General features: G+C 60.2%; 6 protein-coding genes. 4 read left to right on the top strand and 2 right to left on the bottom strand.

Going from position 1 to position 12,075, the window contains the following annotated elements:
• The first annotated feature begins 14 nt into the window (after positions 1-14).
• The 3 genes from ligA to AEP_RS02400 all read left to right on the top strand — a co-directional run bounded on the left by ligA (position 15) and on the right by AEP_RS02400 (position 4,354).
• Positions 15-2,105, top strand: a complete 2,091-nt coding sequence (ligA, locus tag AEP_RS02410) for an NAD-dependent DNA ligase LigA (RefSeq protein WP_087493915.1) — start codon at positions 15-17, stop codon at positions 2,103-2,105.
• The gene (gene def, locus AEP_RS02405) at positions 2,102-2,641 is read left to right on the top strand and encodes a peptide deformylase (protein WP_087493914.1); all 540 of its coding nucleotides are present in this window, start codon (positions 2,102-2,104) and stop codon (positions 2,639-2,641) included. Before ligA ends, def begins: the two co-directional genes overlap by 4 nt.
• A 90-nt stretch (positions 2,642-2,731) precedes the next feature.
• On the top strand, positions 2,732-4,354 hold the full coding sequence (locus AEP_RS02400) for a sensor domain-containing diguanylate cyclase (RefSeq protein WP_198301887.1): 1,623 nt from the start codon (positions 2,732-2,734) through the stop codon (positions 4,352-4,354).
• 12 nt (positions 4,355-4,366) lie between these two features.
• Here the strand turns inward: AEP_RS02400 and AEP_RS02395 are convergent, their stop codons facing one another.
• Together AEP_RS02395 and map are read right to left on the bottom strand one after the other, a co-directional pair.
• Positions 4,367-6,964 carry a [protein-PII] uridylyltransferase gene (locus AEP_RS02395; RefSeq protein ID WP_087493912.1) on the bottom strand — a complete coding sequence of 866 codons (2,598 nt, stop codon included), beginning with the start codon at positions 6,962-6,964 and terminating at the stop codon, positions 4,367-4,369.
• Between the two features lie 12 nt (positions 6,965-6,976).
• Positions 6,977-7,786 (bottom strand): type I methionyl aminopeptidase, encoded by an 810-nt coding sequence (map, locus tag AEP_RS02390; RefSeq protein WP_087493911.1) that lies wholly within the window; start codon positions 7,784-7,786, stop codon positions 6,977-6,979.
• A gap of 158 nt (positions 7,787-7,944) precedes the next feature.
• Here map and purL point away from each other — a divergent pair, with 158 nt between their 5' ends.
• A complete protein-coding gene (gene purL / locus AEP_RS02385) occupies positions 7,945-11,970 on the top strand; it encodes a phosphoribosylformylglycinamidine synthase (protein ID WP_087493910.1) in 4,026 nt (1,341 codons plus the stop codon).
• Positions 11,971-12,075: the final 105 nt, after the last annotated feature.

Below are 12,075 nucleotides of genomic sequence, written 5' to 3'. Positions count from 1 at the left end.
TTTCTTTCCGTTTTATGGCAACGCTGGACTTGTTTTCATCCGAGCCGGCAGTGCCGGACTCCCTCCCTCACGAACGCCTGCGGGCCCTTCGCGAGGAGCTGCATAGGCTGGGCCACGCCTACTATGTGCTCGATGCGCCTTTGGTGCCAGATGCCGAATATGACCTGCTGTTCCGTGAGCTTCAGGCATTGGAGGCGGAGCGTCCTGAGTGGGTGACGCCTGATTCCCCGACGCAACGGGTGGGCGGGCAAGTGCTGGATGCGTTCACCAGCGTACGCCACGCGGTGCCCATGCTCAGCATTCGCACCGAGACGGATACCGAGTCTTCAGGTGCTGTTGCCTTTGATACCCGTGTCCGCAAAGAGCTGGAGCTGCACGAGGGTGATGCCCCGGTGGAGTACGTCGCTGAGCTCAAGTTTGACGGCTTGGCCATGAACTTGCGTTACGAGCAAGGCGTACTGGTGCAAGCAGCAACACGGGGCGACGGTGAATATGGCGAAGACGTTACCCAGAACATCCGGACCATCGGACAGATTCCTTTGAAGTTGCCGGACGGTGTGCCTCCCGTTCTGGAAGTGCGCGGCGAGGTGTACATGCGCCGCGATGATTTCGAGGCATTGAACGAACGCCAACGCGCACGCATTGCGGCCGGCGAAAAGGGCGAAAAGACCTTTGTGAACCCCCGCAATGCTGCGGCCGGTGCCGTACGCCAATTGGACCCGGGCATTGCCGCCCAGCGGCCCTTGAGCTTCTTTGCCTACGGGCTCGGTGAAGTTACCCCAGCCAGCGAGGGTGGGCCCATGTTCGGCACCCACTACGCCATGCTCCAAACCCTGAAATCATGGGGTTTTCCGGTTGCAGCGCAGGTGGATACTGCGCGAGGCGCTCCTGAATTAATAGCATATCACCAGCGCATCGGCGCTGGCCGCGATAGCTTGCCTTTCGACATTGATGGCGTGGTCTACAAGGTCAATAGCCTGGCTCTGCAGCAGAGGCTGGGCTTTGTCACCCGTGAGCCGCGCTGGGCTGTGGCTCACAAGTACCCGGCGCAGGAACAGCTGACCACGGTGTTGGCCATTGACGTGCAAGTGGGGCGCACAGGCAAATTGACGCCTGTCGCCAAGTTGGCGCCCGTCTTCGTGGGTGGCGTCACCGTTACCAATGCCACCTTGCACAACGAGGACGAGGCCCGCCGCAAAGATGTGCGGGTGGGCGACACCGTGATCGTGCGTCGCGCAGGGGATGTGATTCCGGAAGTGGTGTCTGTGCTGGCTGAAAAGCGCGTGGGTGATGCGCCCCAGTTCACCATGCCCCGTATCTGCCCGGTGTGCCAATCCGCTGCGGTGCGGGAGGAGGGTGAGGCCGACTATCGCTGCATCGGCGGTCTGTTCTGCAGTGCCCAGCGCAAGCAAGCCATTCTCCATTTCGCGCAACGCCGTGCGGTCGAGGTGGAAGGCCTGGGCGACAAACTCGTGGAGCAGTTGGTGGATGCCAATGTGATCCGCAATTTGCCCGACCTTTACCGGCTTGGATTGAATGCTTTGGCAAGCCTGGACCGCATGGCCGACAAGTCAGCACAAAACATCGTGGATGCGCTGGAAAAGTCCAAGCAAACGACCTTGCCGCGCTTCCTGTTCGGGTTGGGTATCCGTCATGTGGGTGAAGCCACGGCGAAGGAATTGGCCCGCCATTTCGGCACGCTGGACGCCATCATGGACGCCAACGGAGAAGCGCTGTTGGCCGTGTCTGACGTGGGCCCCATCGTGGCCCAAAGCATTCGCACCTTTTTCGACCAAGCCCACAACCGGGAAGTGGTGGAGCAGTTACGGGCTTGCGGCGTCACCTGGCCTGAAGGTGCACCCGCCGATGCCGGCCCCAAACCTTTGGCGGGCAAAACGCTGGTGCTCACCGGCACATTGCCCACCTTGGGCCGAGATGCGGCCAAAGATCTTATTGAAGCCGCCGGTGGCAAGGTCAGTGGCTCTGTGAGCAAGAAAACGCATTATGTGGTCGCAGGAGCAGAAGCCGGCAGCAAACTGGACAAAGCCAACGAGCTGGGTGTTCCCGTGTTGGATGAAGCAGGCCTCTTGGAGTTGCTGAAATGACCGTGCGTGACATTCTCAAGATGGGCGATCCACGCCTTTTGCGCGTGGCGCAACCGGTCACTGAGTTCGATACCGATGCGCTGCACCTGCTGGTCACCGACATGCTGGACACCATGCGGGCTGCGAACGGTGCGGGCTTGGCTGCGCCGCAGATCGGCGTGGATTTGCAACTGGTGATCTTCGGTAGCAACGATCGTAATCCCCGCTACCCGGACCGGCCCATCGTGCTGCCCACCGTGCTCTGCAACCCTGTGATTACCCCACTGGGAGATGAAGAGGAAAACGACTGGGAAGGTTGCCTCTCCGTGCCCGGTTTGCGGGGCGTAGTGCCAAGGTGGTCGTGTATCCGCTACACCGGCTTTGACCAGTATGGTGACGCGATTGACCGCACCGTGGATGGTTTTCATGCACGGGTGGTGCAGCATGAGTGCGACCATGTGTGGGGCAAGCTGTACCCCATGCGTGTGCGGGACTTCAGTCAGTTCGGCTACACCGAGGTATTGTTTCCGGGCATCGCAGCCGCAGAAGACGATTGAGGGCACTCTCGATGTCCTCGCTTGGAGGCGCTGTGCTGTACCAAATGCAGTTTTGGGAATAAGCTCTACCGCAACCTTGCAGGAATGCGGATGTATCGACGATTCAAAACTCACCTGCGAATGAATTTGGCCGGTCTCGGGCTTGCCTCGCGGATTGTGGCTTCGTTCATCTTGGTGTTCGGACTCATGGGGAGTGTCGGTCTGTATCTGATGAAGCGGAGTCTCTTGCCGACCTTCGAGACCATAGAGCGCAAGGCCGCCTATGACGCTGCGAAGCGGGTACTGAGCGGCTTTGACGAACAGCTGGTCTCCCTCAGCGTGTTGAACCATGACTGGGCATTCTGGGACGAGATGTATGAGCATCTGCTTAAGCCCAACCAAAAGTTTCAGGTCAGCAATATCGGGCCGGCAGCGATAGCAGCCTCCAACTTGAACGCGGTCTTGCTGGTGAATGCCAGTGGGGCTGTGGTTGGTTTCGGTGGCAGGGCGCTGAGCAATGGACGTATTCCGCAAATGCGGGACCTTTTGAGCTCGTTACTGGGGAGTTGGCAGGGGGCTGACCCCCATGTCCCGACCACAAAGTGCGGTTTGTCCTGGATGTTGGAACGTCCTGTCAGCATTTGCTGGACAGGTGTCGTCCACAGTGACGGAACCCATACCCCGTCTGGGACAGTGGCCATGATGAGGGAGTTGGATCCGGAGGATTTGAAAAACATAGCGGCGAACGCCGGAATCGATTTCCGCATGAGCGCCCCCAAGGAACCAAAGCCTGCCTTCTTTGGGACAGAAACCCCACTTCAGATTCCGGGCTTCCAATATCTGCCGGCCCATGACCTGCAGCTGAGCAGCCATGACACTGTGATCGACATGCAAAGCCTGTCGTCAGGCTTCGATGGTCGTTCTGTAGCGCAAGTGGACATGCAGATTGAGCGCCAATGGATGGTCAAAGCAGAGAAACTTCTCTCAGACATGATGCTGCAATGGGCGATGGTGGCTTTTGTTTCAGGGGTGGTGTTGATCAGCGTCATTCAGCGATGGCTGGTGCGCCCTGTGGCCCGGTTGCGTACAGATTTGGCCTCACTTGGAGAGAGCAAGAGCTGGGACAGCGTCTTGAAGTACGACCGCCCGGATGAAATCGGAGAACTCACCAAGGGAATCAACTCTTTGTTGTTAGTGCTTCACGAGCAGGTGCGAAAGCTTGAAAGCATGTCCCGCACCGATTCGTTGACGGGTATCGCCAATCGCCGGAAATTGGATGAGCGGCTACCTCTGGAGATGAGTCGTCTGGCTCGACATGCAGATCCTTTATCCCTCTTGCTCATTGATGTAGACCATTTCAAAAAATACAACGACCTCTATGGCCATCCCGAAGGGGACGTCGCTTTGAAAAAGGTGGCATCCGTATTGGCTGCGTGTTCGCGTCAACAGGACCTGGCTGCACGATTCGGTGGAGAGGAGTTCGCCATCCTTTTGCCGAATTCGGATGAGGCAGGCGCTTTGGCTGTGGCGGAAAAAATCATGCTGGAAATGTCCAAGCTGGAGATTCCCCATGGGCAATCTCCGACCAGTCCGCGCTTATCGGTGAGTGTGGGCGGTACGACGTGGACGGAGGTTCAGCCGGGAGGCGCAGGAGCACTTATTTCGCAAGCGGACAAAGCCTTGTACGTGGCCAAGCGCGACGGACGCATGCGCGCAAGCTTCTACAACGGCTGAAGCGGCCTCAGGCTAAACCGCCAAAGCGTCCAGGATTTCGGTTTCTATATCGATCTGCGCGCGATTGTGCTGCAGCTGTGCGCCGTGAATCAAAAAGGTATCCTCCACCCGCTCGCCAAGCGTGGCCACCTTGGCCAGTTGCACCACGATCTGGTGCTTGGCCAGTACCCGGGCGATGCAATAAAGCAGGCCCAGCCGGTCACTGGCAGAGATGTTCAGCAGCCAGCGCTGCGCCTTCTCGTCCGGCTTCAGCGACACGCGCGGCGCAATCGGAAAGCTCTTGACCCGGCGCGACACTCTGCCCCGGCTGGGAGCCGGCAGCGGCCCGGCCTCGGCAATGGCTTGCGCCAACCCGTTTTCCAGCATGCTGGTCATTTCACGGTAGTGCTCGTCCATGTCGGCCGAGGTTACTACCTGAAACGTATCCAACGCGTAGCCTTTTTTGGTGGTGTGGATACGGGCATCCAGAATGCTGAAGCCACCTTGATCGAAGTAACCGCAGATACGCGCGAACAAATCCGGTTGATCTTGGGTGTAGACCACGACCTGCAAGCCTTCGCCGACCGGCGAGCGACGAGCGCGAACTATCGGCTGGTCAGTTGCCACCAGCCGCGACAGCTGCTTGGTGTGCCAGGCAATGTCCGCCGCATCATGGCGCATGAAGTAACCCACATCCAGGGTGTCCCACAAAGGTTTGTGGGCCTCAAAGGGCAGGGCGTACAGCGCCACCATCACCAGGGCTTCGCGCTTGCGTTGTTCTACTTCCGCGTCTGCATCCGGTGCGCGGCCACCCAAGGCACGCGCGGTGTATTTGTACAAGTCCTCCAGCAGCTTGCCCTTCCAGGCATTCCAGACCTTGGGGCTCGTGCCGCGGATATCGGCCACCGTCAGCAGGTACAAGGCGGTGAGGTAACGCTCATTGCCTACCCGCTTGGCAAATTCCTGGATAACGTCCGGGTCCGACAGATCGGACTTCTGGGCAATCCGGCTCATGGTCAGGTGCTCGCCGACCAAAAACTCAATCAATTTGGCGTCATCGGCAGGCACGCCGTGTTCCTTGCAGAAACGGCGCGCTTCCATAATTCCGAGCTCGGAGTGGTCGCCTCCACGGCCTTTGGCGATGTCGTGGAACAGGGAGGCGATATACAAAATCCAAGGCTTGTCCCAACCGGAGGCCAATTGGGAACAAAACGGATACTCGTGCGCGTGTTCCACCATGAAGAAGCGCCGCGCATTGCGCAGCACCATCAGGATGTGCTGGTCCACGGTGTAGACGTGGAACAAGTCATGCTGCATCTGCCCCACGATTTTGCGGAACACCCACAAGTAGCGACCTAGCACTGAGGTCTGGTTCATGAGGCGCATCGCGTGAGTGATGCCGTCCGGCGCCTGCATGATTTGCAGGAAAGTCGCCCGATTGATCGGGTCGCGCCGGTATTTGGCATCCATCAGGTCACGGGCGTTGTACAGAGCCCGCAAGGTGCGAGCTGAAAGGCCTTTGATGCCCACGGTGGTCTGGTAGACCAAAAAGGTTTCCAGAATGGCGTGCGGGTTGCGGCGATAGAGGTCGTCGCTGGCCACATCGATCATGCCGGCTTTGTCGTTGAAGTGATCATTGATGCGGCGGGGCGCATGGGTGGAGGGGTTCAACCGCTCCTCAATGTTCATCAACAGAATCTGGTTGAGCTGGGTAACGGCCTTGGCTGCCCAGTAGTAGCGCTTCATCAGCGCCTCACTGGCGCGCACCAACTGCTTGCGGTCCCCCTCCGGCGAGCCGGCGGTGTAGCCGAAAGACTCGGCCACGGCATTCTGCAGGTCAAAAATCAGGCGGTCTTCACGCCGTTTGGCGATGAAATGCAGCTTGGCACGGATCAGCAGGAGCAAAGCCTCATTGCGCTCAATCTGCTTGACCTCGAATTCGGTGGCCAAGCCTCCCCGGGCCAGATCCGCCCAGTTGTCGCCGTACCCGGCCGCCTTGGCCACCCACAAAATGACCTGCAAGTCACGCAGGCCACCTGGGGATTCCTTGCAGTTCGGTTCCAGCGAATAGGGTGTGTCTTCAAACTTGGTGTGACGCTGGCGCATTTCCAGCGTCTTGGCCACGAAAAAGGCCTTGGGGTCCATGGCCTCGGTGAAGGCTTTTCGGAAAGCCTGCACCAAGTCCGCATTGCCGGTGATAAGGCGGCACTCCAGCAAGGCGGTCTGGACTGTGACATCTTTTTCGGCTTCTTGCAGGCAGTCTGACAAGGTGCGCACGCTGGAGCCGATTTCCAGACCCACATCCCAGCAATTGCCAATGAAGGTCTCAATGCGCTTTTTGAGATCAGAGTCGGTGTCGGCCGAGTGACCATCGGGCAGCAAGACCAGCACATCCACGTCGGAGTGAGGAAACAACTCCGCCCGGCCGTAACCACCCACAGCCAGCAACGCATAGGGTTCTGCCAGACCAGCACCCGACCAGAGCTGACGCAACACCTCATCCGTCAGGTCCGCCATGCGCTGCAAGACCTTGCGCACCTGGCGCACTGTCGCTATGGGGGATGCAACCAGGTCCAGCAGTTGCGCTTTGCGCGCCCGGTAGTCGGTGCGCAGGGCTTGCAGCTCGGTCATTCGCAGAAGGCGTCAGGCAGTCACAAAATCTGGCGTCGCAGGACTGCCGGCGGAAAGGGTTAGCACTTCGTAACCGGTCGGTGTGACCAGCACGGTGTGCTCCCACTGGGCGGAAAGGGAACGGTCCTTGGTGACGATGCTCCAGCCGTCTTTTTCAGGACCGTCCTTGATTTCTTTGCCACCGGCGTTGATCATGGGCTCGATGGTGAAGGTCATGCCTTCTTTGAGCTTTTCCAAGGTCCCGGGGCGGCCGTAGTGCAGCACTTGAGGCTCTTCATGGAAGACCTGGCCGATGCCATGCCCGCAAAACTCGCGCACCACGCTGAAGCCCTTGCCTTCAGCAAATTTCTGGATGGCATGGCCAATGTCACCGAGGTGGACTCCGGGCTTGACCATCTGGATGCCCACCCACATGGCTTCGTAGGTGATGGAACACAAGCGCTTGGCCGCAATGGAGCAATCACCCACCAGGAACATGCGGCTAGTGTCGCCGTGCCAGGTGTCTTTGATGACGGTGACGTCGATGTTGACGATGTCGCCTTTTTTCAGCTGCTTGTCATTGGGAATGCCGTGGCACACCTGCTGGTTCACCGAGGTGCAGATGGACTTGGGGTAGGGCGTGTTGCCGCCACCGGTGTAGTTCAAGGGTGCGGGAATGGCGCCTTGCACCTGCGTGATGTAGTCGTGAGCCAGCTTGTCGAGCTCGTTGGTCGTCACGCCGGGTTGGACGAACGGCGTGAGGTAGTCCAGTACTTCAGAGGCCAGTTTGCCCGCGATACGCATGCCGGCAATGCCTTGGGCGTCTTTGTAAGTGATAGTCATGGGGCAGGATTATCCCATCCGGCGGAGCCGCGCGAGCCGGTGGGGAAAAGCGGCGTCCACTGGCGGGTAAAATCCGGAGCTTCCATGCGCGTCCCCAGTCAGCGGCCGTGTGTGGATCACCACTCCCCAACGCTCCAGCCCATTACAAGGCCACCACAGTGACCCTGCACATCACCTCTTTCGAGGGCGGTAACGCCCTGAGCAATTTCCGCGTCCAACAACTCCTGCCCGCCTTGCAAGGTGTGAGCGACAAGATTTCCGGCATTGCTGCCCGTTTTGTGCACCTGGCCGCTACCGAAGCGGCTCTGGACAAGCCCCTGGCCGACAAGCTGGCCGCTTTGCTGACCTATGGTGACCCGTACACCGGTCCGTCTGAAGGCCCCGCGATCGTGGTGAGCCCCCGTTTCGGCACCGTGAGCCCCTGGGCCTCCAAGGCTACCGATATCGCCCACAACTGCGGCCTGGCCGTGAAGCGTGTAGAGCGTCTGGTGGAGTACCGCTTGACCTTGAAGAACGGCCTATTGAGCAAAAGTGCTCTGACTCCGGAGCAGCTCCAGGCCTTGGCCGCCCTGCTGCACGACCGCATGACCGAGAGCGCCATGTTGGATCGCGCTCAAGCACAAGAGCTTTTCAACGCCCTTCAACCCGCGCCCATGGACCATGTGGACGTGTTGGCCGGTGGCAAAGACGCCTTGGTGAAAGCCAACACGCAATTTGGTTTGGCCCTGGCCGCTGATGAGATTGACTACCTGGTGAACGCCTTCACCACGCTGGGCCGCAACCCGACCGACGTGGAATTGATGATGTTTGCGCAGGCCAATAGCGAGCACTGCCGCCACAAAATTTTCAACGCCCAGTTCACCATCGACGGCGTGGCCCAGGACAAGAGCATGTTCGGCATGATCCGCAACACGCACCAGCTGCACCCCCAGTACATGCTGGTGGCCTACTCGGACAACGCCTCGGTGATGGAAGGCGTGCAGGTCGAGCGCTTTACAGCTAAATCGGCCAATGGCGCAGGTGCAGTGAGCGCGCCAAGCTACGAAAAGCATAGCAAGACCAACCATATCCTGATGAAGGTGGAAACCCATAACCACCCCACAGCCATCTCCCCATTCCCCGGCGCCTCTACGGGTGCGGGTGGCGAAATCCGTGACGAAGGTGCGACCGGCCGCGGCTCCAAGCCCAAGGCGGGCCTGACCGGCTTTACCGTGTCCAAGCTCTGGGGCAGCACCTTGGGCAAGCCTGAGCACATTGCCAGCCCGCTGCAGATCATGGTCGAAGGCCCCTTGGGCGGTGCGGCGTTCAACAACGAATTTGGCCGGCCCAACCTGCTGGGCTATTTCCGCGAGTACGAGCAGACAGTCGCCAGCGATGTGGACACCGTGGCACGCGGCTACCACAAGCCCATCATGATCGCAGGTGGCCTCGGCATCATCGATGCCGACCAGACCGACAAGATTGAATTCCCCGCTGGCAGCCTGCTGATCCAGCTCGGCGGCCCCGGCATGCGCATTGGCATGGGTGGCAGCGCTGCCAGCTCCATGGCCACCGGCGCCAACGCGGCAGAACTGGACTTTGACTCGGTGCAGCGCGGCAACCCCGAGATCGAGCGTCGTGCGCAAGAGGTGATTAATCAGTGCTGGATGCAAGGTGAGCGCAACCCCATCCTGGCCATCCATGATGTGGGTGCGGGCGGCTTGTCCAACGCCTTCCCCGAGCTGACCAACGACGCAGGCCGTGGCGCCCGCTTTGATTTGCGTGCCGTCAAGCTCGAAGAGTCCGGCATGGCACCCAAAGAAATTTGGTGCAACGAGAGCCAGGAACGCTTCGTCTTGGCCATCGCTCCCGAGTCGCTGGCGCAGTTTGAAGCGCTGTGCGAGCGCGAGCGTTGCCCGTTTGCGGTGATTGGCGTGGCGACTGAAGAGCGCCAGTTGCAGTTGGTGGACGAGGGTGCGGAGTCTCCGGTGGACATGCCGATGAATGTCTTGTTGGGCAAGCCGCCCAAGATGCACCGCGATGTAAAGACCGTAGCCCGCCAATTCAAACCGCTGGACCTGACTGGCGTGGACTTGCAGAAGGCCGTCATCGATGTGCTGGCGCACCCCACTGTGGCCTCCAAGCGCTTCCTGATCACCATCGGCGACCGTACCGTGGGTGGCCTGACCCACCGCGACCAGATGGTCGGCCCCTGGCAGGTGCCGGTGGCAGACTGCGCGGTCACTTTGGCTGACTTCAAGGGCTTTGCGGGCGAAGCCATGTCCATGGGCGAGCGCACGCCGCTGGCTGCGCTGGATGCACCAGCCTCCGGCCGCATGGCCGTGGCCGAAGCCATCACCAACCTCTTGGCTGCCCCCATTGAGCTGCCGCGGGTGAAGCTGTCCGCCAACTGGATGGCCGCCTGCGGCGAACCCGGTGAAGATGCCGCGCTGTACGCCACCGTCAAGGCTGTGGGCATGGAGCTGTGTCCGGCTTTGGGTATCTCCATCCCCGTGGGCAAGGACAGCCTGTCCATGCGCACCCAATGGAAAGACGCTGGCACCGACAAGAAGGTGACCTCTCCCGTGTCCCTGATCGTGAGTGGTTTCGCCACCTTGCAAGACGTCCGTGGAACCTTGACGCCCCAGCTCAACGCGTCCGAGGACACCACCCTGGTGTTGGTGGATCTCGGCAAGGGCCAGCACCGCATGGCTGCGAGCATTCTCGCGCAGACCCTGGACCAGGTGGGCGAAAAGGTGCCCGATCTGGACGACGCTAAAGACTTGGTGAACCTGGTCAACGCGGTGAATGCCTTGCGCGCCAAGGGCCAGGTATTGGCCTATCACGACCGTGGCGATGGTGGTCTGCTGGCGACCGTAGCCGAAATGGCCTTTGCCGGTCGCGTAGGTGTGGCCCTGAACGTGGACATGCTGGTCACCGAGGGCGACGGCATCTCCGACAGCCGCATGGATGTGGGCGACAGCAAAAACTGGTCAGGGCAGGTGGGTGCCCGCCGTGAAGAAGCCACACTCAAGGCCCTGTTCAGCGAAGAGCTGGGCGTGGTGCTGCAGGTGCGCACCGCTGAGCGCTCGGAAGTGATGGCTACTTTGCGCGAGCATGGCCTGTCCAAGTTCAGCCACTTCATCGGCAAGACGCGTCCGGCGACTGATGCCATCGATGCGGGCAAGGGCGAGCTCCAAATTTGGCGCGATGCCAAGAGCATCTTCAGCGCCAAGCTGGCCGACCTGCACCAGGTCTGGGATGCCGTAAGCTGGAAGATCGCTCAGCAGCGCGACAACCCTGTTTGTGCCGATGCCGAACACGCCGCAGCCGGCGCTGAAAGCGATCCTGGCATGCATATTTACATGCCCAACAAGGCTCTGGCGCTCGTGGAGTCTGCGCAAGCAGCTATCAAATCAGGAGCGCCTGCCATCCTGACGAGCCGCCCCAAGGTGGCCGTGCTGCGCGAGCAGGGCGTCAACTCCCATGTGGAAATGGCCTATGCTTTCACAGAAGCCGGCTTTGAAGCTTATGACGTGCACATGACCGACTTGCAGACCGGTCGTGCGAAGCTCGCAGACTTCAAGGGCGTGGTCGCTTGCGGCGGTTTCAGCTATGGCGACACGCTGGGTGCCGGTATCGGCTGGGCGCGCAGCATCACGTTCAACGACGTGCTGTCCGAGCAGTTCAAAGCCTTCTTTGCCCGCCAGGACACCTTTGGCTTGGGCGTGTGCAACGGCTGCCAGATGTTTGCCGAGCTGGCAGACATCATCCCCGGCGCGCAGGACTGGCCACGCTTCACTACCAACCAGAGCGAGCGCTTTGAAGCCCGCCTCTCGCTAGTGGAAGTGCTGGAGTCACCGTCCTTGTTCTTCACTGATCTGGCCGGCATGCGCCTGCCGATTGCGGTAGCGCACGGCGAGGGTTACGCCAACTTCAAGTACCGTGGAAACGCCGACAAATCCATTGCCGCCATGCGTTATGTGGACAACACAGGCGCCGCGACCGAGGCCTATCCGTTCAACCCGAACGGCAGCGCCGGTGGCTTGACGGCTGTGACGACCGCTGAAGGTCGCTTCACCGCCATGATGCCGCACCCCGAGCGGGTGTTCCGCAACGTGCAGATGAGCTGGACCAGCCTGGACAAGAGCGAATTCAGCCCCTGGATGCAGCTGTGGCGCAATGCGCGCAAGTGGGTGGGTTAATCCCCTGAGCGGGACATCAGTTTGATTCAAGGGGCCTGCGGGCCCCTTGTTTTTGGATTTACAGTCCCCAGCTGTCGACTTCCGGCTGCAGCCAAGGTGGTTGCC

The sequence above is a fragment of the Curvibacter sp. AEP1-3 genome (assembly GCF_002163715.1).
In the GTDB taxonomy this organism is placed as follows: domain Bacteria; phylum Pseudomonadota; class Gammaproteobacteria; order Burkholderiales; family Burkholderiaceae_C; genus Allorhodoferax.
This window is presented reverse-complemented; position numbering and strand designations above follow the sequence as displayed.